Source organism: Serratia sp. PL7 (genome assembly GCF_945957435.1).
Window position 1 is genome coordinate 648,355 of sequence record NZ_CAMFLB010000002.1, and the last position, 24,374, is coordinate 672,728.

The window sequence follows — 24,374 nt, forward strand, 5'->3', positions numbered from 1 at the left end:
TACTGCGAACGAAAGGCCCTGGGTCAATACCTTACACATTTCCGTCATCACGCAGGGTAATGTCGTTGATTCCTTGCTCAGCGGCCTGTGCGTCAGCTTTTGTTTCAGTCCGCGATCGCCGCTTTGGATGGGTTTTTTGATGGCGATCGCCGGCTTGATGACGTTACTTCCAGATACCGTCTTATCCCTACTATTGGCCGGTCTGGAGCGGATACTATATTTACTGGATAGCATACCCAGAATCACCAAAAACGAAAAACCCCAAGCCTTTTGAGCTTGGGGTCATTCATAATATGGCGGAGGAGCAGAGATTCGAACTCTGGAACGGTTTCCCGTCGACGGTTTTCAAGACCGTTGCCTTCAGCCACTCGGCCACCCCTCCGTAATGCAGCGAACTATAAACACAGCCGATCCCGTTGTAAAGCCTGAAACCGTTCAACCGAACGAAAAAACGGCATCTGCAATCTGACCGATGAAGAAATCAGCAATCAGGGTACGGCAATACCCTAGTCGTCACGTAGGGTAAAGAATGGTAAACAATCTTTAATCAATGGCTTGCACTGCACTATCATCATGATCAATTTTGTGATGACCTGATAAGAGAGATCATATGGACCGCATTGTCGTCTCATCCTCCTCGCGCGACTCTTTGCTAAGCACGCATAAAGTCCTGCGTAACACCTATTTTCTGCTGTCATTAACGCTGGCCTTCTCAGCACTGACCGCAACCGCCAGCACCATGCTGGGCTTACCGGCTCCTGGGCTGCTGTTAATGCTGGTCGGCTTTTATGGTTTGATGTTCCTGACCCATAAACTGGCCAATAGCCCTGCCGGCATTCTGGCGGCCTTCGCCTTCACCGGCTTTATGGGCTACGCCCTTGGCCCGATCCTGAGCTCGTTCCTGAACGCTGGCGCGGGTGACCTGATCATGCTGGCGCTGGGCGGTACCGCAGTGGTGTTCTTCTGCTGCTCGGCCTATGTGCTGACCACCCGTAAAGACATGTCGTTCCTGTCTGGCATGATGATGGCGGGCTTCGTGGTGCTGCTGGTGGCGGTTATCGCCAACCTGTTCCTGCAGATCCCTGCCCTGCACCTGGCCATTAGCGCACTGTTTATTCTGTTCTCTGCCGGAGCCATGCTGTGGGAAACCAGCAACATCATTCATGGCGGTGAAACCAACTATATCCGTGCCACCGTCAGCCTGTATGTTTCGCTGTACAACATGTTTATCAGCCTGCTGAGCATTCTGGGCTTCGCCCGCAGCAACTGATACAGCGCTTTGGTTTTGACCTGAGCCCCGCAATGCGGGGCTTTATTTTTGCCGGAGCAAAAGTTTGCTAGACTGTGGCCCGCAATGAATTACCGATCACCGAGGCTGTATGTTGGAGTTTGAAGGTCAGACGATTGAAACTGATGCCCAGGGCTACCTGAAAAACAGCGCCGACTGGCACGAAGGGCTGGCCCCACTGTTAGCGGCACAGGAAGAGATTGAACTAAGCGAAGCGCATTGGGAAGTCGTACGCTTTGTGCGTAGCTTCTATCAGGAATTTAATACCTCACCGGCCATTCGCATGCTGGTCAAGGCAATGGCGCAAAAATACGGCGAAGAGAAAGGCAGCAGCCGCTACCTGTATCGCCTGTTCCCGAAAGGCCCGGCCAAACAGGCGACCAAGATCGCCGGGTTGCCAAAGCCGGTGAAGTGTATCTAGCCACGGGTTAATAACGGATACTGAAGCCCTTATATTCGGCAACCCCACGCGGCTCCACCAGCACGCGGTCAACGCGGGCACTGCGTGGGCCGCCACTTTTCAGCCACGCCATCAGTTGGTCAACGGCCTGTTGCTCTCCACAGGCCAGCACTTCCACGCTGCCATCATCCAGATTACGCGCATAGCCGGTTAACCCCAACGCAGTAGCCTGGTATTGGGTGTTATAACGAAACCCGACCCCCTGCACCACACCATAGACATACGCGGCAATACAAACTTGTGTCATAATCGGCTCCTGATCGATTTCATTACAGGCATTCTCTGCGCTGATGCCCAGAGTGTGTCACTCTTTTTTCTCTATCTGGCAGCATACTTAATTATGACCGCACGCTTGATCCTTGCCAAAGGACGTGAAAAGTCCTTACTCCGTCGCCATCCGTGGATTTTCTCTGGCGCTGTTCTCCGTGTCGAAGGTAAAGCCCAGTCCGGCGAAACCATCGATATCCATGACAGCCAGGGTAAATGGCTGGCACGCGGTGCCTATTCACCAGAATCGCAAATTCGCGCACGCGTCTGGACCTTCAAGCAGGATGAAGAGATTGATATCGCCTTCTTTATCAGCCGCTTGCAGCAAGCGCAGAGCTGGCGTGATTGGGTTGCAAAGCGTGATGGGCTGGACGGTTACCGCCTGATCGCTGGTGAATCTGACGGTATGCCGGGTATCACCATCGATCGCTTCCAGAACTTCCTGGTTTTACAGCTACTTTCGGCCGGTGCCGAATATCAGCGCGCCCCGCTGCTTTCTGCTCTCCAGCACTGCTACCCAGAATGCGCGATCTACGATCGTTCAGACGTTGCCGTACGTAAGAAAGAAGGCTTGCCGCTCACCCAAGGCCCGGTACTGGGCGATCTGCCCCCAGCCCTGCTGCCAATCACCGAGCATGGTATGAAACTGCTGGTGGACATTCAACAAGGCCACAAGACCGGTTTTTATCTCGATCAGCGTGACAGCCGCCTGGCAGCACGTAACTATTCCGCAGGCCGTCGCGTGCTCAACTGCTTCTCGTATACCGGCGCTTTCGCCGTGTCAGCCTTGATGGGCGGATGTGAGCAGGTCATTAGCGTAGATACTTCACAGGCTGCGTTGGACATCGCCAAGCAGAACGTCGAACTGAACCAGTTGGATTTGAGCAAGGCCGAGTTTGTACGTGATGACGTATTCCAACTGCTGCGCAACTACCGCACACAGGGTGAGAAATTCGACCTGATCATCATGGATCCACCGAAGTTTGTCGAAAATAAAAATCAGTTGGCCAGCGCCTGTCGCGGTTATAAAGACATCAATATGTTAGCCTTCCAGTTGCTGAACCCAGGCGGCATTCTGCTCAGCTTCTCCTGCTCTGGCCTGATGCCGACCGATCTGTTCCAGAAAATTTTGGCCGATGCTGCCGTAGATGCCGGGCGTGATGTACAATTTGTAGAGCAGTTCCGACAGGCTGCCGATCACCCGGTGATTGCGACTTATCCTGAAGGCTTGTATCTGAAAGGGTTTGCGTGCCGGGTGATGTAACTTGAAATGCGCTGTTTTTGTCCTCATATAGAGTTCAATGCACTGTTTCTCAGGAGGTCATATGATAGCCAGCAAATTCGGTATCGGTCAGCAGGTTCGCCACCGGCTGCTGGGGTATTTGGGGGTAGTGATTGATGTCGATCCAGAATACTCTCTGGAACACCCAAAAGCAGACGAGATTGCAGCCAACGACGAGTTGCGCCTCGCCCCGTGGTATCACGTGGTGATGGAAGACGATGAAGGCCAGCCGGTTCACACTTATCTGGCCGAAGCGCAGTTGGCGGGAGAAGCACAGGATGCACACCCTGAGCAGCCTTCTCTGGATGAGCTGGCGGAATCCATTCGCAGCCAGTTGCAAGCCCCACGGCTGCGTAACTAAGCGTCAAGCCTGAGAAACCAACGCCGAGCGGGCGCAGCGTATAGCGCCCCCGTAGCGTAACGGGTTGGAGTCTATCAGCAGTCTCAAACGCCAGGGCCAACCCTGGCGTTTTCATTCAATCAGCGTGCCAACCCCAGTCGCGGGATCTCAATCTTCGGGCAACGATCCATAATCACCTTTAACCCGGCCTGTTTGGCCAACGCTTCCGCCTGTTCGTTGATCACCCCGATTTGTAACCACAACACCTTGGCACCTATCGCAATGGCCTCCTGTGCCACCCCATACGCCGCCTCCGAGTTACGGAACACATCCACCATATCGACAGGGTGAGGAATATCCTCCAATGTGGCATAAACCGCCTGGCCAAGCAGCGTCTGCCCGGCCAGCTTCGGGCTCACCGGAATGACCTGATAGCCTTGCGCCAATAAATAAGCCATTACGCCATAGCTGGCTCGAGCCGGTTTATCACTGGCGCCCACCAGCGCAATGGTTTTGACCTGCGTCAGTACCTCTGCAATTGCTAGGTCTTGCATTTTTTGCTCCTGATATTTTGCCGGGAATGCCTTTTCATCAGTGTAACCGAAACGCCAGCATCGGTTAAAACTTGTTATCGGTCCGCGGCTATACTATTCGCAGGTAGGTTTGACCTGGCGCACCATTTCAAATGTTATCCAAATATGTGTAAATGTAAATTAAACGGCTTTCTGAAAAGATTTGACATAACTAGTGGCGTATCCAACACTAGTCATCTGTTCCACGAAAAGGAAGTAACGATGAAATTTGGTCTGGTGGTTGCGGGGCTGCTTGGAATATCGCTGAGCGTTTCGGCCGCAGCTACGACCCTGAAGCTTTCCCCGGACATCGAGCTGATGGTGGTCGACGGCAAGCAAATGACGGGCTCGTTGTTAAAAGGGGCCGATAGTCTGGAATTGAATGACGGGCAGCATCAGCTATTGTTCAAAGTCACCAAATCCGTACGTAAAGAGCCACGGTCTCAGGTGCTTTACACTTCATCCGCGCAGATTGTGGTGTTCAACAGCCAAAACGTCAGCGCCGTCACTATTGAGCTACCGCGTATCGAGAATGAGCAGGATGCCCTGCGCTTTGATAAAGCGCCGAATTATAAAATTCTGGGTAACCACGGCAAGCCGTTGGCGATCAAACGTGATGTATTACCGCTAACCAACGCACCCAATGAGAATGACCTGGAAAAGATCGTTGCCGATTATAACGCTCAAAATCGCCAGGCCTCCGTTCCGGCGTTAGCACATCTGCGTGCCAGCGTGATCTCGGCGGCACAGGGTAGCCCAGCGATTATCCCCCTGAACGGCGACAACGTTGCCGAGAAAATGCTGCAATACTGGTTCCTGCGCGCCGATCCCGAAACGCAAAAACGGTTTATCACCTGGACTGGCCAATCTCGCAACCGTTAAAGGCTGCCAACCACGCCTTTATGCCGTAAAGGCGTGGTTTGTTCGCAATTTCCCACGTTAGCACTAGGCAGTGAAATACAGTTTCAGTAATCTGTGGCGCATCATTCGATTTTCCAAGGATAGCGACATGGAACAAACCACCCGCACCATCGCAACCCGCAAGCATATTGCGCTCGTTGCTCACGACCACCGCAAGCAGGCCTTGCTGAAATGGGTTGAAGACAATAAAGAGATACTTGCCCAGCATCAGTTGTATGCCACGGGTACCACCGGTAATTTGATCCAGCGGGCTAGCGGTATCCCAGTGCAAAGCATGCTGAGTGGCCCGATGGGCGGCGATCAGCAAGTGGGTGCTCTGATCGCCGAAGGCAAAATTGATATGCTGATCTTCTTCTGGGACCCGCTAAACGCCGTCCCCCACGATCCCGATGTCAAAGCCTTGCTGCGCCTGGCCACGGTCTGGAACATCCCGGTGGCGACCAACCGCTCCACCGCCGATTTCCTGATCGACTCCTCGCTGTTCAAGAGCGAAGTGGTGATCGCCATTCCGGATTACGAAAAGTACCTTGCCGAACGCCTGAAATAATGCCCAAGGCCTGGTGTAGTGCCAGGCTTGTGGTTTACGGCTTTCTTTGCGACGGCACGCCAATATCTTGTAACTGCTCGATAAATACCGACGGGCGCTCGCGATCTTGTAATAACCAAACCTGATGCCTGGCCCGCGTGAGAGCGACATAGAGCAAACGCCGCTCCTCAGCATCCGGGAAATCCTCAGGCTGAGGCAATAATACCTCTTCAAGCACGGATTCACGGACCTCCGCCGGGAATCCATCCTTGCCTTCATACAGCCCGGCAATGATCACGTAGTCGGCCTGTTGGCCTTTGCTGGCATGAATGGTCATAAACTCGATATTCAGCTTCGGCCAACGCGTCGCCGCCTTTTGCAACACCTCCGGCTTGAGATGGTGGTAGCGCGCCAGCACCAAGATCCGTTCTTGCGGCTTCGCATAACCACTTAGCTTGTCCAGTAACGCTTCCAACTGCTCCTGCGGCAAGATAACCACCGACTTTTTGTTGCCCTTGGTCAGGCTATTGAGCGGCTTTTTTAACTGGTGCGGGTTCTGCTGTATAAAGCCGTTGGCCACTTCACCGATCCGATCGTTAAAGCGGTAGGTGGTATCCAGCGCACACTGATCGCCTACGCCAAAGTTTTCGGCAAAGGCGGTGGTCAGCGACAGCTCTGCCCCGCTGAAACGGTAAATCGCCTGCCAATCATCGCCGACGGCAAACAGGCTGGTCTGCTTGTTTTGCTTACGCAGTGCCGCCAGCAGTTGCGCACGCTGGGGTGAGATATCCTGGAACTCGTCCACCAGAATATGCTTCCACGGGCTGATAAAACGCCCCTTTTCCAACAGATTAACGGCTTGATGGATCAGCCCGGCAAAATCGACCGCTCCCTCATCCTTCAGCGCGGTTTTCCACGCTTTCAGCAACGGTGCCATCAGGCGAATGCGTTTGCTGAACAGATCGCGGATCTCTTCGTCGGCCTGCTCTATCATTTCTGCCTGGCTACCTCCGTGGGTGCGCATCAAGCCAAGCCAGCGCTCCAGGCGCCCGCTCAAACGCTCCGCCAGACGCTTGTCATGCCAGAAATCGCCCTCGGGCAATTCCCACTCCAGCTCCTCAGTTAACCATTGCCGCCAGCCTTTGGCCTGCGCTTTCTTCTCGCTGCACTGCAGTTGCCAGTGAGTGATTAGCAACGTCCGGCGCGCTTTACTGTCGCTTTCCAGCTTGCTGATCACCGGCGCTTTGCGGCTACCCTGCTGGATAATCTGCAGCGCTAACGCATGGAACGTTTTCGCCTGGATCGCCACGCTGCCCAAACGTTCCTGGATGCGTTCGTTCATCTCTTCGGCGGCTTTACGCCCAAATGCCAGCAACAGGATCTGCTCCGGCTCGGCCTCTTGACGCAGTAGCAGCCAACCCGCCCGCGCCACCAACACCGAGGTCTTGCCACTGCCAGCCCCTGCGAGTACCAGCACGGCATCCTCGCCGTTCACCACGGCCCGGCTTTGCGATTCATTCAACGGTGACGTTTCAACGCTCTGGAAGAAATCCTGGTGGGTTTCCAGCATCCGGTCGCACCACCGTTGATTACGTTGCGCCACGCTGCGCAGGCCAGACTTGAGCCACTGCAGGCACAAGTGATAACTTTCACGGCAGTTTTCAAACTCTTCCAGCCGCGCCACCGGCATTGGCAAGGCGCCAAACGACTGGCGGATCTGCTGCTGCAGGTTGCTCAATTCGGCACGCTTGAACCACTTGTCCTGTTGCTCAATTTGCCGGATATGATCGACCTGCTGTTGCAATACCTCGGCGCTCACTTCACTCATCTCGCTGCTCCACTGCTGCCAGGACTGCTGCAGATAGTGGTAAAAGCGCTGGGTTTCCTGCCATTCGGTACCGTGCAGGCGTACGACCTTTTCATCCGGCAGTTCGAACTCGAGTTCCCCCCAGACGATCCCGCGTTTACAACGCACCTGAATCAACTGGTTGAAAGGGATCAGGTATTCATGCTTCTCGCCGCTCACCTCAACGCCGGCATGCAACAACCGTACGCGGTTGTAAGGATGCTGTGCCAGGTGTTTACCCAGCGATGTCGCCTTTAGTTCCATATACCCACGCCATAATCATGTTGAGATATACCCGTCGTCTTTCAAGCTGCAGCTTGAAATCCATAGGGTAGCATTGCTACCAGTTTACCCGCGTTAAGCAATGGCACTCTAGCGTTAAAAAAAGGGTAGAATAGTTTTAGCGTTATGCTGATGAATACTTCCCCCTCGTGCCGTTTGGCCATCATTAGAGCAGAATGACGACTATGCGTACTGTATTGAACATTCTTAATTTCGTTTTGGGTGGTTTTTTCACCACGCTTGGCTGGCTGATTGCCACCTTTTTCAGCGTCGTGCTGATTTTCACCCTGCCATTGACCCGCTCCTGCTGGGAAATTACCAAAATCTCCCTGCTGCCATTTGGCAACGAAGCGATCCATGTCGATGAATTATACCCTGAGAAAAGCAATGCCCTGCTGGCTGCCGGCGGCTCTTTGCTGAATATCGTCTGGCTGGTCCTGTTCGGCTGGTGGTTGTGCCTGTCACACATTATTGCGGGCATAGCCCAGTGCATCACCATTATTGGTATTCCGGTAGGCATCGCCAATTTCAAGATAGCCGCTATCGCCCTGTGGCCAGTTGGCCGCCGCGTCGTTCCCGTTGAGGTTGCACAACAGGCGCGGATCGAGAACGCCCGCCGCCGCTTTTAAACGCGTTAACTTTTCTCCCATTTAGGAGCTTGTCGTGCTCTCTTTTGCACCCAAAATTCGGCGTTATACCTATAACAGCAACCTGCTTTATAACCTGCGTATTTTTATCGCGCTGGCCGGAGCCTCTGCGGTGCCGTGGTGGTTGGGGGTCCCTACACTGACCATTCCGCTAACGCTGGGTGTCGTTGCTGCGGCGCTAACGGATCTTGACGACCGGCTGGCAGGAAGATTGCGAAACCTGCTCATTACGCTAGTTTGCTTTTTTGTGGCCTCGACATCGATTGAACTGCTGTTTCCTTACCCCTGGCTGTTTGCCCTCGGGCTGACGACCTCAACCTGCGGCTTTATTCTGCTGGGGGCATTAGGACAGCGTTACGCCACTATCGCCTTCGGTGCCTTGCTGATCGCCGTCTACACCATGCTTGGCACCTCCATGTATGACGCCTGGTACCAGCAACCGGTTCTGTTGATCATCGGTGCCATTTGGTACAACTTGCTGACGCTGATCGGCCATCTGCTATTTCCTATCAAGCCCCTGCAGGAAAACCTGGCCCGTTGCTATGAACAGTTGGCCAACTACCTGGATGCCAAGGCCAACCTGTTCGATCCAGATGCCGAATCGGACGCCGATCTGCCGTGGGTGGACGTGGCAATGGCCAACAGCACGCTGGTCACCACGCTTAACCTGACCAAGGCTTCACTGCTGACCCGCTTGAAAGGCGACCGTGGCCAACGCGGCACCCGCAGAACGCTACACTACTATTTTGTCGCTCAGGATATCCATGAACGCGCCAGTTCTTCTCACGTACAGTATCAGGCGCTAAGCCAACAGTTTCGCCACAGCGATATTCTGTTTCGCTTCCAGCGGCTACTGGCCAAGCAGGCCCGTGCCTGCCAGCAACTGGCGCAATCAATACTGCTACGGCAGAAATATCTGCATAGCCCGCGTTTTGAACCCGCTTTTTCGCGCCTGGAAGAGGCGCTGACCCGGATTACCGTTACTCCAGAAAATCGCGAACTGACCAGAGCGCTATCCCATCTGCTAAAGAATTTACGGGCAATTGACGCCCAGTTGGCCAATATCGAGTCTGAGCAGTCCCTGGCGAGTGGCCAGGCCGAGGAAAACAACCTGTCAGACGACCGGCTCACCGGTTGGAGTGATATTCGCCTGCGTATCAGCCGCCACCTGACACCACAATCCGCCCTATTCCGCCACGCCATCCGTATGTCCGTGGTGTTATGCGTGGGCTATGCGTTTATTCAACTGACCGGAATGCAGCACGGTTATTGGATCCTGCTGACCAGCCTGTTTGTCTGCCAGCCCAACTACAACGCCACACGCAGGCGCTTGGCGTTAAGGATCATCGGCACTCTGGCTGGCATTTTGATCGGCCTGCCGATCCTGTATTTTGTGCCCTCACTGGAAGGGCAATTGATCCTGATCGTGATCTCCGGAGTATTGTTCTTCGCCTTCCGAACCGTGCAATATGCCCACGCCACGATGTTTATCACCCTGTTGGTCTTGCTATGCTTTAACCTGCTGGGCGAAGGGTTCGAAGTGGCTGCCCCGCGCGTCTACGATACCCTGCTGGGTTGTGCCATCGCCTGGGCAGCGGTGAGTTTTATCTGGCCAGACTGGAAGTTCCGTCAGTTACCGGCCATGGTGCGCAAGACACTGAATGCCGACTGCCGCTATCTGGATGCCATTCTGGTGCAGTACCATCAGGGCAAGGATAACAGCCTGCCTTATCGTATTGCCCGCCGCGATGCTCATAATAGCGATGCCGAATTGGCGTCGGTGATCTCTAACATGTCTGTTGATCCCAAGGCCGATAAAACCATTCAGGAAGCGGCATTCCGCCTGCTGTGCCTTAACCATACCTTGCTGAGCTATATTTCCGCCCTGGGTGCCCACCGTGAGCGCCTGGAAAGTGCCGCCGTGCTGGACTTGCTCAACGATGCGGTTTGCTATGTTGATGGTGCATTACACCACGACGCTCATGATCGTCAGCGTATCACGCAGGCACTGGAAGGCCTCTCCAAGCGTATTACTGCGCTGGTTCCGGAGCCGGAAAGCAAAGAACAGCTGGTGTTGCAGCAAATTGGTCTGGTGCTCGAGTTACTACCAGAGCTGACGGCACTTAATGCGCAAATTGCTCAAGCCGGTTGATAGTTCAAGGATGTGAGCCGCAGGCGTGGTCTTCTGACCGCGCCTCAAAGCAGGGAAAGAGCGCGTTGTTTTCGAACCACTCGATCAACGCCTCCCTTTGCAGATTAGGCAAGGCGGCATGATGGTAGCCCGCCATGGCCCCCGCCAGTGACATCAGCACTTTCATGCCCAGATTTTTTTGCTGTTGCAGCAACTTCAGATAGCTATCTCTGACTCCCAACAGGCGAAAATCATAAATATTGCATATGCCTGCTCGCCACAGCTGCCGCTCTAATGAAGCATCAATATTCGGTAAATCTTTCAATCTGCCATTGCAGCGTTTTTTTACCTTAATCTCTTTACGCGTCTCACAGATAGCCTGCCAGACAAGCGCACACAGTTCGCGACGCTGCCGCCACAGATCTTCATTCACCCAGTAATAGCGCATGACCATGGGAACTCCCCGCTTTAAATAGGTCATATTCACCATGCCACGCTCACGGAACGCGGTTTCCAGGCTTTCTGTTGCACGCAAATACAGCTCACCTTCGGTAATGACCGCAAACATTGTGCCGTCCGCCAGCAGGCCATAGCCGCCAAACTGCGAGCGTATGGCAATATTTCCCAGCGCGGCAAAGCAGGACTTTGCCTGCTCGATCCTCCTTAACGATCCTCCATTCATTTACCTCTCCTTATATGAAGCCACAGCCATTAGGCATGTTTTGGTTGGAATAAACGTAACTGGAACAACTAATTAAAAAAAATACGCATTATCCCTAGTCGTGCCAATCATAAATTCAAGACGTACAATAAATAATCTCAATTATGCGAAGCGTTACGAAAATTTGGGTTGATCTTCTGTTTCGATGGCTATACTGTATATACATACAGTAACACTACGGGCGGGAGACGACATGCGTACTCAATCACTTTATCAACCTCATTTTAGCCAATCCTCAATGCCGGCGGAGCAAGCGGTGATCCCTGCGCAAGCGGGCACCGAAAATGGCCTAATCAGTGAGCTTGTTTACAATGAGCGGCAACCCGCCGTAGCCCAGTTATTGGTGCCTTTGTTGCAGCAGTTAGGCAAGCAATCACGTTGGTTACTGTGGTTGACCCCGCAGCAGAAACTGAGCAAAACCTGGCTGCAACAGGCCAGCCTGCCGGTTGATAAGGTTGTACAGCTTAATCAGATCAATCCACTGGCTACCGTAGACGCCATGGAGAAGGCTTTATTGACGGGAAATTACAGTGTGGTGCTTGGCTGGTTACCAGAATTGACACAAGAGGATCGCCTAAGGCTGAGTCGAGCGGCAGAATTGGGGAATGCCTATGGGTTCATTATGCGACCCCAACGTGACATCGTTGCTGCCGACAGACACTGTTCAACCTTAAAAATTCACTCTTCTTTGTATCATTAAGTAAATTTAGGACTTTTCCCATCAATTTTATCGCTTGGTCTGGCAACCGCAGACAGATCAGGCGCAAAGCGAGGTTGGCTGCGGTTCGGCGCCGCCTTCCATGTGAAAAAAAGACTCGTTTAGCACCCCGATATGTTAGAGGATATGTCTAATTCCATGTTTTTTTTTAGAGCTTTATCACATCACACTTGTAACTTTCGCGCCACGTTGTAGACTTTACATCGCCAAGGTTGCTCTATAACGCCAGAAAAACTGGCAGAGTAACAAACGAGGGCTCAAACCTTGGCGAAGGAATTTAAACCAAGGGCTTAAAGCAGCTTTAAAGCTCATTGCCTATTTGGATGATAACGAGGCGCAAAATGAAAAAGACAGCTATCGCATTAGCAGTGGCACTGGCAGGTTTCGCTACAGTAGCGCAAGCCGCACCAAAAGACGACACTTGGTACACTGGTGCCAAACTGGGCTGGTCCCAGTTCCATGACACCGGTTTCTACGGTAACGGTTACACCGTTGATAACGACGCACGTAAAGACCAGATTGGTGCTGGTGCGTTCGTTGGCTATCAGGCAAACCAATACCTGGGCTTCGAAATGGGCTACGACTGGTTAGGTCGTATGAAATATACCGGCGCTAACACCGGTTCTTTCAAAGCTCAAGGCGTTCAACTGGCAGCTAAACTGAGCTACCCAATCATGAACGATCTGGACATCTACACTCGTCTGGGCGGCATGGTATGGCGTGCTGACAGTGATGGTGCCGGCTCTAACGGTGGCAACCATGACACTGGCGTTTCTCCATTGGCAGCAGTGGGTGTTGAATACGCACTGAACCGTGACTGGGCTACCCGCCTGGACTACCAGTGGGTTAACAACATCGGTGACGCAGGTACCGTTGGTGCACGTCCAGACAACGGCATGCTGAGCGTAGGTGTTTCCTACCGCTTTGGCCAGGAAGTTGCTGCTCCAGTAGTAGCTCCAGCTCCGGCCCCAGCTCCAGTTGTTGAAACCAAGAAGTTCACTCTGACTTCTGACGTTCTGTTCGCGTTCAACAAAGCGACCCTGAAACCAGAAGGCCAACACGCTCTGGATCAGCTGTACACCCAACTGAGCTCACTGGATCCGAAAGACGGTTCTGTTGTAGTTCTGGGCTTCACCGATGCAGTAGGTTCAGCAGAATATAACCTGCGCCTGTCTGAGCAACGTGCACAAAGCGTTGTGGATTACCTGATCTCTAAAGGTATCCCTTCAGACAAGATCTCTGCACGTGGCATGGGTAAAGCTAACCCAATCACTGGTGACACCTGTGGCTATCGTTCAGGCCGCGCAACTGCAGCTCAGATCGCATGTCTGGCTCCAGATCGTCGCGTAGAGATCGAAGTTAAAGGTATCAAAGAAGTTGTTTCTCAGCCTCAGGGCTAAGTAAGCGCTTCTTAGTAAAAAACCCCGCATTGCGGGGTTTTTTTTGGCCTAAACGTTAGGTAAGGCTATTTATCATCCTTACCCAGGATCGCCTGTAGATCCTGTTTCAGCGATGACATCTGGGTGGCATACTTCTCTTTGCGCTCGGCATCTTCGATCAGCTGTACGACGGTTTCCGACAGGGTGACACCACGGCGATGTGCCAGCGCAGCCAAACGTTGCCAGACCAGGAACTCCAGATCGATCGATTTCTTGCGCGTATGCTGATGTTCTGAGTTAAAATGACGCTTACGCCGAGCACGGATGGTTTGTTTCATCCGGTTATCCAGCGTCGGATTCATGTGCTCATCTATCCACGCCAGCACTTTTACCGGTTCATTTTCCAGCTTCAGCAGTTCGTCAATGACCTCCTGAGCAAGGCTGTTTTCAATGTAGCGGGTGATCGCTTCACCTTCCCGGTGCTTTTTCACCAGGTACTTCCATTTCCAACCGCTCTCCAGATTTTCCAGTTGCTGATATTTCATCGTGAACTCTGCTGTGACCGTGTAACTTTGATAAGCATAACAGCTTTAGCCAACTTTTCCTCGGCAATTACCCTCCGTTTTTGACTGTTTTTTGCACAGTCATCGGGCAATGTCAAACTCCGATGCTCAACAATGACTCTGGAGGTATCAAGCTGGCGTTATTCTTGTATAATCGCGCTTTCCCTTTTTGACGATTGCATCTAACACTTTGACCAATAACCGACTTGAATGGCAATCTCTGTTGCCTGCTGCTACGCCTTATCAGGCGATTTTCGATTCCGCTGCTCAATTGGCACCCGTGGCCTTTTCTGCAATCCAGCCCCGTTTGGAGAATGCGCTGACGCTGTTTTTGCATCCGCTGTCTCTGCCACGTTTTATGCTGTTGAAAGCACAGGAAACACGTGAGTATCTGGCGTTGATCGCCCGAGCGGCAGAAGAGTTGCAACCGCAGAATACCGTTAAAGGCAGTCACTACGTGATTGAAGGCGACACCGTCAGCATTAAAAATGCCATGCGCGGCGATGAACCTTTTGCCGCCGGCGGGGCTTGCGTTTACCAGGAATGGGTTGAGCCAGAACAGTTATTTGGCTGCGTCAGAATGCACAACGGTGCGATCGCCTTACAGCCGGGCCTGGTCCATCAGGCTAACGGCGGCGTGCTGATCCTGTCGGCGCGAGCCCTCTTGGCACAACCGCTATTGTGGCTGCGTCTCAAGCAGATGATTACCCAGCGCCAATTCCAGTGGCTGACGCCAGATGAAACCCGGCCGTTGCCGGTCTCCATCCCTCCTATGCCGCTGGAGTTACGTCTGATTGTGGTGGGCGATCGCCATGGCCTGGCTGATTTCCACGATATGGAGCCTGAAGTCTGCGAGCAGGCCGTCTACGGTGAATATGAAGACGATCTGCAGCTCACCGAGCCAGACGATATGGTGCAATGGTGCGGCTATATCAATAGCGTGGTCGCCGAGCAGCAATTACCACCGCTGGCAGCCGACGCCTGGCAGCCTCTGATGGTCCAGGCGGTGCGCTATACCGGTGACCAGGGTAACCTGCCGCTATCGCCGTTGTGGGTCAGCCAGCAGTTGTCTGAGGCCGCTCTGTATGCCGAAGAGGAACAGATCACCGCTAAAGCGTTAGAAGCGGCGCTAAATGCCCGCGAGTGGCGTGAAAGCTATCTGGCAGAACGCATGCAGGACGAGATTGAACTGGGTCAGATCATGATCGAAACCGAAGGTGAGGTGATTGGTCAGATTAACGGTCTGTCGGTGCTGGATTATCCAGGACATCCGCGCAGCTTTGGCGAACCTTCACGCATCAGCTGCGTGGTCCACCTGGGTGATGGCGAATTCACCGATGTGGAGCGCAAAGCCGAGCTGGGAGGCAACCTGCACGCCAAAGGCATGATGATCATGCAGGCGTTCCTGATCGCCGAACTGGATCTCGATCAGCAACTCCCCTTCTCCGCCTCGATCGTTTTTGAGCAATCTTACGGCGAAGTTGACGGGGACAGCGCCTCGCTGGCGGAACTCTGCGCCCTGATCAGCGCATTGTCACAGCAGCCGATCACCCAGCAAATCGCCGTAACCGGCTCCGTTGACCAATTTGGTAATGTGCAACCAATCGGTGGCGCTAACGAAAAAATCGAAGGTTTCTTCGAGGTCTGTCTACGCCGCGGCCTGACGGGTAAACAGGGCGTGATCCTGCCAGCCAGCAACGTGCGGCACCTTTGCCTGCGCCCAGACGTCGTCGAAGCGGTACGTGAAGGGCAATTCCATCTGTGGGCGGTAGATAGCGTTGCGGAAGCCTTGCCGTTATTGACCGGCTATCCGTTCGCCGATGAGCAGCAGCCTAGCCTGCTGGCCGCCATCCAGGAGCGAATTGCACAGGCTATGTTGCCAGAACGGCGTCCGTTGCCGTGGCCATTGCGCTGGCTTAACTGGTTCAGCCGTGGCTGATCGGACTTGTTCAGCGTACACGTGTAAGTTAATCTGCGTCCTTCATCAAAATAAGGTTTACTGAGAACATGGTAGATAAACGCGAATCCTATACGAAACAAGATCTCGAAGCATCGGGCCGTGGCGAACTGTTTGGCGCCGGTGGCCCACCGTTGCCATCAGGCAACATGTTAATGATGGACCGCGTGGTCAAGATGACCGAAGACGGTGGTAGCCACAATAAAGGCTACGTAGAAGCTGAGCTCGATATCAATCCGGATCTGTGGTTCTTCGATTGCCACTTTATTGGCGATCCGGTCATGCCAGGCTGCCTGGGTCTGGATGCCATGTGGCAGTTGGTAGGGTTCTACCTCGGCTGGATGGGCGGCGAAGGCAAAGGCCGTGCGCTGGGCGTCGGCGAAGTGAAGTTCACCGGCCAGGTACTGCCAACCGCCAAAAAGGTCACCTACCGCATCAACTTCAAACGCGTGATCATCCGCAAGCTGATTATGGGCGTGGCTGATGGCGAAGTGCTGTGCGATGGCAAAGTGATCTATACCGCCAGCGATCTGAAAGTGGGCCTGTTCAAGGACGCTGCGGCGTTCTAACGCCTTACGGCGGCCTCTCTCGGTCGCCGTTTATTTCCCCTGTGTTATTACTGTTCCGGTCGTTTAATCGCCGCTCAGTGACTACAATAAATGTATCCACTAAGAGGGCAGCATGAAAAAAACCAGTTTTGCAACGACCCCCTGCCCAATCGCCCGTTCGTTGGGGCGCGTGGGGGAATGGTGGAGCATCCTGATCCTGCGCGATGCCTTTCATGGCCTGAGCAAATTTGACGAGTTTCAGCAAAGCCTGGGGCTATCCCCCACGCTGCTGACCCGCAGGCTTAAATTTCTGGTGGAAAGCGGCATTCTGTATAAGCAACGCTACCAGACACGCCCGGTACGCTATCAATATCTGCTCACCGATCGCGGCAAGGATTTCTTCCCGGTGTTGGTGACGTTGTTCCAGTGGGGCAATACCCATCTGACCGAAGGGACGCACAGCGCGGAACTGGTTGATCGGCGCAGCGGTCAACCGATACAGCCTCAATTAATCGATGCGCTAACCCAGCAACCTATCGCCCTACAGCACATCACGTTGGCGGCAGGTCCTGCGGCCGGAGAAGCCATGTCACGCCGTGCTTCTCTGATGCAGCATCACTACGCCTTACTTAATGAATCATCCAAGGAGTCACTATGAGCAGTCGTCGTATAGTTATCACCGGTATGGGGGCCGTCTCTCCTTTGGGTTGCGGCGTAGAGCCGATCTGGCAACGCCTGTTGGCTGGTCAGTCAGGGATCGGCCCACTGCCCGAAGAGATGGTGGCGGATTTGCAGGTCAAGATCGGCGGCCAGGTGCCCACTCTGGAGCAGGATGCCGCTGCCGGTTTTAATCCAGACCTGAGCGTGGCACCGAAAGACCAAAAGAAAATGGACCGCTTCATTCTGCTGGCAATGGCCGCCGCTGACGAAGCCATCAAGCAGGCTGGCTGGAACGCCGATAGTGAGGAGAAACAGGAGCGGACGGCCACCGTGATCGCCTCCGGCATTGGTGGCTTCCCCGCTATCGCCCATGCGGTGCGCACCACGGATAGCCGCGGGCCAAAGCGCCTCTCTCCTTTCACCATTCCCTCATTCTTGGTTAACCTGGCCGCCGGCCATGTTTCCATCAAGCATCAATTCAAAGGGCCGATTGGCGCACCGGTCACCGCCTGTGCAGCAGGCGTACAGGCCATTGGCGATGCGGTGCGGATGATCCGCAACGATGAAGCCGATATCGCCTTATGCGGCGGAACGGAAGCCGCTATCGATACCGTTAGCCTGGGGGGCTTTGCCGCTGCCCGAGCCATGTCAACCACGCCTGCGGATGCCGCAACCAAAGCGTCACGCCCGTTTGACAGTGCCCGCGACGGCTTTGTGATGGGTGAAGGTGCCGGGATGTTGGTGATCGAGACGTTGGAACATGCGTTGGCACGCGGTGCCAAGCCATTAGCTGAGATTGTCGGTTACGGCACCAGTGCGGATGCCTACCATATGACTTCCGGGGCTGAAGATGGCGACGGCGCCTATCGGGCGATGAAGATTGCGCTGAAACAGGCTGGCGTCACGCCAGATCAGGTTCAGCATCTGAATGCACACGCCACCTCAACCCCAGTTGGCGATCTGGGTGAAATCAACGCCATCAAACACCTGTTCGGCACCGATGGGCATATCGCTATCACCTCCACCAAATCGGCCACCGGCCATCTGCTGGGAGCCGCAGGTGGCCTGGAAACCATTTTCACCGCTCTGGCACTGCGCGATCAAATCGCTCCGGCCACGCTGAATCTGGATAATCCAGACCCTGCCGCCGCCGGTTTACATCTGGTGGCCAATAAGGCGGAACCGATGGCAATGACCTATGCCCTGTCGAACGGATTTGGTTTTGGGGGAGTCAACGCGAGTATTTTGCTAAAACGCTGGCAGGAATAATTTTACGCTTAAAACGAAAACCTCCGCTTGTTTGGCGGAGGTCGTTCCTTAATTCATGACAGAGAGCCGCTTAAGCGGTCACAGCCCTGTCCTCCATGGCTTGTCGCCAACCTCCCAGCCAGTTAGCCCGGGCGTCTAAAGATTGGTAGGGACAAAGTTCCCTTGAACGCCCTGCAATACCGGCTTGGTAACCACGTGATTCAGCCCGTTCCAAACGATCTCTTTTCTGTCTCTTCATGCCTCACTTCCCTCGTTGTTACTTTGTGGAAAGAAAACAATGGCTGCACGAAATACAGCCACATTTAAGAAATAGCCCTAAATGGCGAGAAGATCAATGTTCAAATTTCATACCGCTGTCATATTTGTGAGCTATGCACGGCGCATAAGCTAAGTGGCTGATATTGTTGAGCTGGATTTAATTGCATGATAATAAAACAAAAAAATCCCGGCAAGGCTTTTACTTTGCCTTACCGGGATGGCTTTAGAACGAATTATTACAAGCTATGATTAAAGGCGAGCTGCCTGCGCGGCAATCTCCTGCGCTTCCTGCAACCAGCCCTGGGCCAAGGTGCGAACCAAGGCGTCATAGCCATCATCACCCTGTTTCAATTCCAGGTTGAATGGTCGCTTGATCAGCCTGCCCTGATGGCTCAGCACCCATTCACCCCGAACGATCGCTTTACCATCGTAGCGGCCATGGAAGCCGCTGATGGTGACGTTAAGCACATCCTGATCGCTGCTCATCGGCTGTGATGACACCACCCAACCCGGCAAAGCGCTGCCCAGGTTGGTCACCAACGTCTGTTGCAATTGCTGATCCAACGGGCTGGCCCACAGGTTGTTTTGCCCAATCACAAACTGCACGTCGTTAGTCTGGTAGACCACCCCACTCTGCGCCAGGAAATCCGCCACGCTAACGTGCTCCAGCCACAGCTGGCGTGACGCCTGGGTACCACTCACCGGAGCCGGGGTCCCCAACGCCGGTAACTGATAGTAAGTCTTGTTGGGCGTACTGCTACAGGCACTCAGCATCAGTGCCAGAACTACCGGGATCCACTTTTTCATTTTTTGGCCTTCTTCGGCTGAGGGTCATTACTGCCCGCGGCTTCAAATACCAGGGCGTTGCTCTTATCGTTCAGGGTACGCAGCACCGGTTGCAGCTCACGCAGCACCTGATCGAGACGTTGCATATCACCAACCATTTTGTTGTAGGCCGGTGAACCTGGCTGGAACCCTTTCATGCTGCGATTGAGTTCTTGCAGGGTTTTCTGCATATCCTCAGGCAATGCCTTCATCTCTTTACTGCTGATGATGTCATTGAGCGACTGCAGGGTTTTCTGCGTTTCTTTCATGGTCTTCTGGCTTTCTGCCAGCGTTTTGGTCGCTTCGTTGATCATTGGATTGATCGGCATCGAATTGATCTTATCCAGCGTCTGCATCAACTTTTGCTGGATCTGCGCCAGGCCACTGCCGGTAGTTGGCAACAGCGGATAGCCGAACAGCTCACGCGGCCCCTTCCACGCTTTCTCATTTGGATAGAAGTCCAGATCGATATACAACGCGCCGGTCAGCAGGTTGGCGGACTTCAGCGCAGCACGCAGGCCACGCGACTCAGCATCTTTCAAATGCTGCGCGATATCGAAGTTCTTGCCCAACTGTTGATTAAAGCGCTCAGGCTCAATACGGATCAGTACCGGAATACGGTAATCGTTATCCAACCGCTGGCGCATACCTTCTTTGTAGAATGGCACTTGGCCTACGGTACCCAGGCGAATACCCCGGAACTCGACTGGCGCCCCCGGTTGCAGCCCACGGATCGATTCGGAGAAGAACACCAGATAATCGGTATGCTCGGTATACAGCGAATCCTGAATATTGCGCTGGTTATCGAACAAGGCAAACTCGGCCTTTTCTTTCACCGCAGGGCCACGATCCCAACCTTCAGGCACATCAAAGCTCACGCCACCGCTAAACAGCGTCGCCAAAGATCCCATTTCCACACGCATACCCTGTGCGGACATATCGAAGGCAACGCCGCTGTCTTTCCAGAACCGGACGTTGGTAGTGATCAACTGATCGTAAGGCGCGGTAATAAACAGCTGATAGCGCATGGCGCGCAGCTTGGGATCGAAATAACTGGTTTCCACTGAACCGACGCGGTAGCCACGGAACAACACCGGATCGCCAGCGTTCAACTGGCCGGACTTGTCACTGTCCAGTATGACGCGCAACCCCTTGGCATCAGGAGAGGCCAGCGGCGGAGCATCCAGCAGTTGATAATCTGCTTTCCCTGCCTTGCCCTTGTTGCCCGGTTGCAATTCAATGTAGGCACCTGAGAACAAGGTCCCCAGCCCGGAGACGCCTTCACGGCCAATCTGCGGTTTCACCACCCAGAAGGCCGAATCGTCACGCAGCAGCTTTTCCATGCCGGAATTCAGGCGAGCCTGCACCAGCACTTTACTCAAGTCTTCACTCAGGGTGACGCTTTCCACCGTACCAACATCCACACTACGGCTTTTTATCTTGGTTTTTCCCGCTTCCAACCCTTCGGCAGAGGTCGTGACCAACGTCACTTCCGGCCCTTGATGGCTGAAGTGATAAAACAGGATCCACGCACCGATCAACGCGGTGACAATGGGAATGATCCACACCGGCGACCAGCGCTTGATCTTCTCAACATCCGCGACGCCATGATTACTTTCCGTCACCTTGCGGCTCCTTTTTTATTGTTTCACTTGCGCGATCCCAGGTTAAACGGGGATCAAACGCCATAGCAGCAAACATGGTGAGAATGACCACCATGGCGAACAGTAGCGCCCCAATGTCTGGATAAATACTCATCAACTGTCCCATACGTACCAACGCCGAAAGCACGGCGATCACAAACACGTCGATCATTGACCAACGGCCAACAAACTCCACCACTTCATAAATCAGATGCATACGCTCGCTATCGGCATTGGCCTTGCCTTTGCCATTGGCATCCAGGCATAGCCAGCCAATCGCCAACATCTTGAGCGAGGGCACCATAATACTGGCAATGAAAATCACCATCGCCACCGGATAGGACCCTTCTCCCCATAGCAGCACCACCCCGGCCATGACCGTTGATGGCATTTTATTGCCCAACGCCTCGGTGATCATAATCGGCATCAGCATCGCCGGAATATACAATATGATCGAGGTGACCAATAACGCCATCGTCCATTGCAGGCTGTGGCGGCGGCGTACGTAGCCCATCGTGTGACAACGCGGGCATTTGGACTGCTGGGCGGGCAGGATGGCCGTACAGCAGGAGCAGGAACGAACGCCTTGCCGCAGGCCAGTACGCCCAACCTGCAACGGTTGTTCGATCAACGGGGCCGGTTCAATATCTTGCCACAGCCAGCGACGATCGACGCATTGGAAGGCTCGCACCTGCAGCAGGCAAAACAGACAGTAAGGGATGAAACTGGAACCAATGCCGATATCACCATAGGCCATCAGTTTCACGAAGCTGACCAGCACGCCAGCCAGAAAGATCTCGACCATGCACCAGGTCTTCAACTGGAACAGCACCTTGGCCATCCATATCTTCCATTGTCGTGGCAGCCGCACCCTGGCGCACAACAGAATAATCGCCAACATGCAAAACGCCGGGATCAGTTGCACAAACACCATAAACAGGGTGGCCATGCTGGCATAGTCTTCTGCCACCATCACCTGAGGAATTTGGATCAGTTTGATTTCATTGCCCAGACCGGCAACGCGCATATTGATAAACGGGAATATATTGGCTAACACCAGCATGAATAACGCGCTGAGGGCAAAGCCAATTGGTTGTTTACGCGGTTCTGCCCAGCGGGCGCTGAGCGTCGTTTTACAACGGGGACAAACGGCCTTGGAGCCTGATTGCAAAGGCGGCAACGCCACCAGCATATCGCATTGTGGGCACAGTATCAGGTTATCCTGTTGACGCTCGCCATGCATCGCATGACTCTGCTGCTTATGACTTTCGTGGGAACACACCATTATCCTCCTTAACCGTGTCGCTCATCGGTACAGCCTGGGTTGCCCACAGCAGCAGCGTGCGGGCAACCCGTTACCGATCAGCCGTTTTTCATTGCTTCCAGCTCTTCCCAACGGGCAAAGGCTTGTTCCAGTGCCTGCTCCGCAGTGGCAAGATCGGCCAGCACCTGCTGGGTTTCGCTGTGCGGGCGCGAGAAGAATCCTGCGTCGCTCACCTGTGCCTGCAAGGCTGCAATATCCATTTCCAACTGTTCAAGGCGCTGTGGCAACTGCTCCAGTTCACGCAGCAGGTTATAACTCAGTTTGGCGGCTGATTTCTTGGGCTGCTCGGTTTTTTTCTCCACCGCCGCCTTGGTTTGGCTGGCGGCAACCGTGCGGATCGGCTTGGCGGTGGCACGTTGATGGTGTGCATCGTAGTAGCCCCCAACGTAAGTGTCGATCACGCCATTGCCTTCGAAAATCCAGCATTCGGTCACTGAGTTATCAACAAACTGACGATCGTGGCTCACCAGCAATACGGTGCCCTGGTAGCTATCGATCATCTCTTCCAACAGTTCCAGCGTTTCGACGTCCAGATCGTTGGTTGGTTCATCGAGGATCAGTAAATTACTCGGCTTAAGGAATAGTTTAGCCAGCAGTAGGCGGTTACGCTCCCCGCCCGACAACGCTTTGACCGGCGTCATTGCCCGTTTAGGGTGGAACAGGAAGTCCTGCAGGTAGCCCAGCACATGGCGCGAACGGCCATTGACCATCACTTCCTGCTTCCCTTCCGCCAGGTTGTCCATCACCGTACGTTCTGGATCCAGTTCGGCACGGTGTTGGTCAAAATAAGCGACTTCCAGCTTGGTGCCGCAGTGCACTCGCCCGCTGTCGGCTTTCAGTTGACCGAGCATCAATTTCAGCAAGGTGGTTTTACCACAGCCGTTTGGCCCCACCAGCGCGATTTTGTCACCGCGTTGCACTTGGGCGCTGAAGCCTCGGACCAACACTTTGTCGGCGACCTGATAATTGACGTCTTCCATTTCGAACACAATCTTGCCCGAACGCACGGCCTCTTCCACCTGCATCTTGGCGGTGCCCATCACTTCACGACGTTGTGAACGCTCGTTACGCAACGCCTTCAGAGCGCGCACCCGGCCTTCATTACGCGTACGGCGCGCCTTGATGCCCTGACGGATCCAAACCTCTTCCTGTGCCAGTTTGCGGTCAAATTCGGCGTTCTGCAGCTCTTCGACCCGCAGCGCTTCTTCTTTGCTTTCCAGGTACAGCTCGTAGTTACCCGGCCATGACACCAGCTTGCCGCGATCGAGATCGACAATGCGCGTGGCCATATTGCGGATAAACGAACGGTCATGCGAGATGAAGACGATGCTGCCCTGGAACTCTTTCAGGAATCCTTCCAGCCAGTCGATGGTGGTGATATCCAGGTGGTTGGTAGGTTCATCAAGCAGCAACACGCGCGGTGAACTGACCAACGCCCGGCCCAGTGCCGCTTTGCGCAGCCAACCACCGGAAAGAGAGGACAGTTCCGCATCACCGTTCAGGCCCAGTTGCAACAGGACTTCACTGATACGGCTGTCTAGCTGCCATAAGCCCTGGTGATCGAGGATCTCCATGACCTGTGCCATACGCGTCAGGTTCTTTTCACTCGGATCCAGCTCCACCTGATGCGAGATGGCGTGATACGCCTTCAGATGTTCCGCCTGCTCCGCCACGCCTTCGGCCACAAAGTCGAACACTGTGCCGCCGATATTGCGCGGGGGATCCTGCTGCAAACGCGCCACAATCAGATCCTGCTCGTAAATGATGCGCCCATCGTCCAATGGGATCTCTTTTCCGAGGATCTTCAGCAGGGTCGATTTACCGGCCCCGTTGCGCCCAACCAGGCAGACGCGTTCATTGTCTTCAATATGAATTTCGGTGTTGTCTAACAAAGGTGCATCGCTGAAAGAGAGCCAGGCACCGGACATGCTGATTAACGACATAGTA

At 54.0% G+C, this 24,374-nt stretch carries 24 protein-coding genes and 1 tRNA gene; 14 read left to right on the forward strand and 11 right to left on the reverse strand.

Annotated features, from left to right (window positions below; translation table 11 throughout):
- Nucleotides 1-294 precede the first annotated feature (294 nt).
- Nucleotides 295-382 (reverse strand) — tRNA-Ser (locus tag N6G83_RS17525).
- A 228-nt stretch (nt 383-610) separates the two neighbouring features.
- On the opposite strand from N6G83_RS17525, the gene yccA reads away from it, so the two are divergent.
- The gene (gene yccA, locus N6G83_RS17530) at nt 611-1,270 is read left to right on the forward strand and encodes an FtsH protease modulator YccA (RefSeq protein WP_021181987.1); all 660 of its coding nucleotides are present in this window, start codon (nt 611-613) and stop codon (nt 1,268-1,270) included.
- Nucleotides 1,271-1,379: 109 nt separating this feature from the next.
- Nucleotides 1,380-1,709 carry a sulfurtransferase TusE gene (tusE, locus tag N6G83_RS17535; protein WP_024485653.1) on the forward strand — a complete coding sequence of 110 codons (330 nt, stop codon included), beginning with the start codon at nt 1,380-1,382 and terminating at the stop codon, nt 1,707-1,709.
- Nucleotides 1,710-1,716: 7 nt separating this feature from the next.
- Here tusE and yccX read toward each other — a convergent pair whose 3' ends face one another.
- Nucleotides 1,717-1,995 carry an acylphosphatase gene (gene yccX / locus N6G83_RS17540; RefSeq protein ID WP_024529670.1) on the reverse strand — a complete coding sequence of 93 codons (279 nt, stop codon included), beginning with the start codon at nt 1,993-1,995 and terminating at the stop codon, nt 1,717-1,719.
- A 93-nt stretch (nt 1,996-2,088) separates the two neighbouring features.
- On the opposite strand from yccX, the gene rlmI reads away from it, so the two are divergent.
- Entirely contained in the window at nt 2,089-3,279 is a 1,191-nt protein-coding gene (rlmI, locus tag N6G83_RS17545; protein WP_199061807.1) for a 23S rRNA (cytosine(1962)-C(5))-methyltransferase RlmI, read from the forward strand.
- A 61-nt stretch (nt 3,280-3,340) separates the two neighbouring features.
- Nucleotides 3,341-3,658, forward strand: coding sequence for a heat shock protein HspQ (gene hspQ / locus N6G83_RS17550; RefSeq protein WP_021182046.1), 318 nt, complete (start codon nt 3,341-3,343; stop codon nt 3,656-3,658).
- A gap of 119 nt (nt 3,659-3,777) precedes the next feature.
- On the opposite strand, the gene N6G83_RS17555 is transcribed toward hspQ, so the two are convergent.
- Nucleotides 3,778-4,191, reverse strand: coding sequence for a CoA-binding protein (locus tag N6G83_RS17555; protein ID WP_024529625.1), 414 nt, complete (start codon nt 4,189-4,191; stop codon nt 3,778-3,780).
- A 240-nt stretch (nt 4,192-4,431) separates the two neighbouring features.
- On the opposite strand from N6G83_RS17555, the gene N6G83_RS17560 reads away from it, so the two are divergent.
- Together N6G83_RS17560 and N6G83_RS17565 are read left to right on the forward strand one after the other, a co-directional pair.
- Nucleotides 4,432-5,091, forward strand: a complete 660-nt coding sequence (locus tag N6G83_RS17560; protein WP_199061808.1) for a DUF2057 family protein — start codon at nt 4,432-4,434, stop codon at nt 5,089-5,091.
- Nucleotides 5,092-5,218: 127 nt separating this feature from the next.
- Nucleotides 5,219-5,677, forward strand: a complete 459-nt coding sequence (locus N6G83_RS17565; RefSeq protein WP_024529623.1) for a methylglyoxal synthase — start codon at nt 5,219-5,221, stop codon at nt 5,675-5,677.
- Nucleotides 5,678-5,711: 34 nt separating this feature from the next.
- On the opposite strand, the gene helD is transcribed toward N6G83_RS17565, so the two are convergent.
- Entirely contained in the window at nt 5,712-7,766 is a 2,055-nt protein-coding gene (helD, locus tag N6G83_RS17570) for a DNA helicase IV (protein ID WP_211134836.1), read from the reverse strand.
- Nucleotides 7,767-7,969: 203 nt separating this feature from the next.
- Here helD and N6G83_RS17575 point away from each other — a divergent pair, with 203 nt between their 5' ends.
- On the forward strand, nt 7,970-8,413 hold the full coding sequence (locus tag N6G83_RS17575) for a YccF domain-containing protein (protein WP_024529621.1): 444 nt from the start codon (nt 7,970-7,972) through the stop codon (nt 8,411-8,413).
- Between the two features lie 34 nt (nt 8,414-8,447).
- A complete protein-coding gene (gene yccS, locus N6G83_RS17580) occupies nt 8,448-10,583 on the forward strand; it encodes a YccS family putative transporter (protein WP_211134837.1) in 2,136 nt (711 codons plus the stop codon).
- Nucleotides 10,584-10,587: 4 nt separating this feature from the next.
- Here yccS and N6G83_RS17585 read toward each other — a convergent pair whose 3' ends face one another.
- Nucleotides 10,588-11,244: a TfoX/Sxy family DNA transformation protein gene (locus N6G83_RS17585; RefSeq protein ID WP_074029001.1), complete on the reverse strand. Its 657-nt coding sequence runs from the start codon at nt 11,242-11,244 to the stop codon at nt 10,588-10,590.
- Nucleotides 11,245-11,476: 232 nt separating this feature from the next.
- Here N6G83_RS17585 and sulA point away from each other — a divergent pair, with 232 nt between their 5' ends.
- Complete coding sequence (sulA, locus tag N6G83_RS17590) at nt 11,477-11,983, forward strand: SOS-induced cell division inhibitor SulA (RefSeq protein ID WP_024530397.1); 507 nt, start codon at nt 11,477-11,479, stop codon at nt 11,981-11,983.
- 359 nt (nt 11,984-12,342) lie between these two features.
- On the forward strand, nt 12,343-13,401 hold the full coding sequence (gene ompA / locus N6G83_RS17595) for a porin OmpA (RefSeq protein WP_211134838.1): 1,059 nt from the start codon (nt 12,343-12,345) through the stop codon (nt 13,399-13,401).
- A 65-nt stretch (nt 13,402-13,466) separates the two neighbouring features.
- On the opposite strand, the gene matP is transcribed toward ompA, so the two are convergent.
- Nucleotides 13,467-13,925 carry a macrodomain Ter protein MatP gene (gene matP / locus N6G83_RS17600; RefSeq protein WP_024530395.1) on the reverse strand — a complete coding sequence of 153 codons (459 nt, stop codon included), beginning with the start codon at nt 13,923-13,925 and terminating at the stop codon, nt 13,467-13,469.
- Nucleotides 13,926-14,133: 208 nt separating this feature from the next.
- Between matP and N6G83_RS17605 the strand changes: the two genes are divergently transcribed.
- From N6G83_RS17605 to fabF, 4 genes are all read left to right on the forward strand, one after another.
- Nucleotides 14,134-15,882, forward strand: a complete 1,749-nt coding sequence (locus tag N6G83_RS17605) for a Lon protease family protein (protein ID WP_024530394.1) — start codon at nt 14,134-14,136, stop codon at nt 15,880-15,882.
- A gap of 68 nt (nt 15,883-15,950) precedes the next feature.
- A complete protein-coding gene (gene fabA / locus N6G83_RS17610; protein ID WP_024485665.1) occupies nt 15,951-16,469 on the forward strand; it encodes a bifunctional 3-hydroxydecanoyl-ACP dehydratase/trans-2-decenoyl-ACP isomerase in 519 nt (172 codons plus the stop codon).
- Between the two features lie 112 nt (nt 16,470-16,581).
- Nucleotides 16,582-17,106, forward strand: a complete 525-nt coding sequence (locus N6G83_RS17615; protein ID WP_211134839.1) for a winged helix-turn-helix transcriptional regulator — start codon at nt 16,582-16,584, stop codon at nt 17,104-17,106.
- Nucleotides 17,103-18,377 (forward strand): beta-ketoacyl-ACP synthase II, encoded by a 1,275-nt coding sequence (fabF, locus tag N6G83_RS17620; protein WP_024530392.1) that lies wholly within the window; start codon nt 17,103-17,105, stop codon nt 18,375-18,377. Before N6G83_RS17615 ends, fabF begins: the two co-directional genes overlap by 4 nt.
- A 70-nt stretch (nt 18,378-18,447) precedes the next feature.
- Here the strand turns inward: fabF and rmf are convergent, their stop codons facing one another.
- The 5 genes from rmf to N6G83_RS17645 form a co-directional block, all read right to left on the reverse strand.
- Entirely contained in the window at nt 18,448-18,615 is a 168-nt protein-coding gene (gene rmf / locus N6G83_RS17625; RefSeq protein WP_071784464.1) for a ribosome modulation factor, read from the reverse strand.
- A 269-nt stretch (nt 18,616-18,884) separates the two neighbouring features.
- On the reverse strand, nt 18,885-19,442 hold the full coding sequence (pqiC, locus tag N6G83_RS17630) for a membrane integrity-associated transporter subunit PqiC (RefSeq protein WP_211134840.1): 558 nt from the start codon (nt 19,440-19,442) through the stop codon (nt 18,885-18,887).
- Nucleotides 19,439-21,085 carry an intermembrane transport protein PqiB gene (pqiB, locus tag N6G83_RS17635; protein ID WP_161712260.1) on the reverse strand — a complete coding sequence of 549 codons (1,647 nt, stop codon included), beginning with the start codon at nt 21,083-21,085 and terminating at the stop codon, nt 19,439-19,441. Before pqiB ends, pqiC begins: the two co-directional genes overlap by 4 nt.
- Nucleotides 21,072-22,346 (reverse strand): membrane integrity-associated transporter subunit PqiA, encoded by a 1,275-nt coding sequence (pqiA, locus tag N6G83_RS17640; protein WP_230326627.1) that lies wholly within the window; start codon nt 22,344-22,346, stop codon nt 21,072-21,074. Before pqiA ends, pqiB begins: the two co-directional genes overlap by 14 nt.
- A gap of 119 nt (nt 22,347-22,465) precedes the next feature.
- On the reverse strand, nt 22,466-24,370 hold the full coding sequence (locus N6G83_RS17645) for an ABC transporter ATP-binding protein (protein ID WP_065685305.1): 1,905 nt from the start codon (nt 24,368-24,370) through the stop codon (nt 22,466-22,468).
- Nucleotides 24,371-24,374: the final 4 nt, after the last annotated feature.

What these genes read in the sequence shown, in the direction of transcription:
- N6G83_RS17565 (WP_024529623.1), top strand. Translation starts at nt 5,219, where the DNA reads ATGGAACAAACCACCCGCACCATCGCAACCCGCAAGCATATTGCGCTC.
- N6G83_RS17555 (WP_024529625.1), bottom strand. Translation starts at nt 4,191, where the DNA reads ATGCAAGACCTAGCAATTGCAGAGGTACTGACGCAGGTCAAAACCATT.
- hspQ (WP_021182046.1), top strand. Translation starts at nt 3,341, where the DNA reads ATGATAGCCAGCAAATTCGGTATCGGTCAGCAGGTTCGCCACCGGCTG.
- matP (WP_024530395.1), bottom strand. Translation starts at nt 13,925, where the DNA reads ATGAAATATCAGCAACTGGAAAATCTGGAGAGCGGTTGGAAATGGAAG.
- fabF (WP_024530392.1), top strand. Translation starts at nt 17,103, where the DNA reads ATGAGCAGTCGTCGTATAGTTATCACCGGTATGGGGGCCGTCTCTCCT.
- rlmI (WP_199061807.1), top strand. Translation starts at nt 2,089, where the DNA reads ATGACCGCACGCTTGATCCTTGCCAAAGGACGTGAAAAGTCCTTACTC.
- pqiA (WP_230326627.1), bottom strand. Translation starts at nt 22,346, where the DNA reads ATGCATGGCGAGCGTCAACAGGATAACCTGATACTGTGCCCACAATGC.
- yccA (WP_021181987.1), top strand. Translation starts at nt 611, where the DNA reads ATGGACCGCATTGTCGTCTCATCCTCCTCGCGCGACTCTTTGCTAAGC.
- N6G83_RS17645 (WP_065685305.1), bottom strand. Translation starts at nt 24,370, where the DNA reads ATGTCGTTAATCAGCATGTCCGGTGCCTGGCTCTCTTTCAGCGATGCA.
- helD (WP_211134836.1), bottom strand. Translation starts at nt 7,766, where the DNA reads ATGGAACTAAAGGCGACATCGCTGGGTAAACACCTGGCACAGCATCCT.
- N6G83_RS17560 (WP_199061808.1), top strand. Translation starts at nt 4,432, where the DNA reads ATGAAATTTGGTCTGGTGGTTGCGGGGCTGCTTGGAATATCGCTGAGC.
- rmf (WP_071784464.1), bottom strand. Translation starts at nt 18,615, where the DNA reads ATGAAGAGACAGAAAAGAGATCGTTTGGAACGGGCTGAATCACGTGGT.
- pqiC (WP_211134840.1), bottom strand. Translation starts at nt 19,442, where the DNA reads ATGAAAAAGTGGATCCCGGTAGTTCTGGCACTGATGCTGAGTGCCTGT.
- N6G83_RS17575 (WP_024529621.1), top strand. Translation starts at nt 7,970, where the DNA reads ATGCGTACTGTATTGAACATTCTTAATTTCGTTTTGGGTGGTTTTTTC.
- fabA (WP_024485665.1), top strand. Translation starts at nt 15,951, where the DNA reads ATGGTAGATAAACGCGAATCCTATACGAAACAAGATCTCGAAGCATCG.
- sulA (WP_024530397.1), top strand. Translation starts at nt 11,477, where the DNA reads ATGCGTACTCAATCACTTTATCAACCTCATTTTAGCCAATCCTCAATG.
- yccX (WP_024529670.1), bottom strand. Translation starts at nt 1,995, where the DNA reads ATGACACAAGTTTGTATTGCCGCGTATGTCTATGGTGTGGTGCAGGGG.
- N6G83_RS17615 (WP_211134839.1), top strand. Translation starts at nt 16,582, where the DNA reads ATGAAAAAAACCAGTTTTGCAACGACCCCCTGCCCAATCGCCCGTTCG.
- tusE (WP_024485653.1), top strand. Translation starts at nt 1,380, where the DNA reads ATGTTGGAGTTTGAAGGTCAGACGATTGAAACTGATGCCCAGGGCTAC.
- N6G83_RS17585 (WP_074029001.1), bottom strand. Translation starts at nt 11,244, where the DNA reads ATGAATGGAGGATCGTTAAGGAGGATCGAGCAGGCAAAGTCCTGCTTT.
- ompA (WP_211134838.1), top strand. Translation starts at nt 12,343, where the DNA reads ATGAAAAAGACAGCTATCGCATTAGCAGTGGCACTGGCAGGTTTCGCT.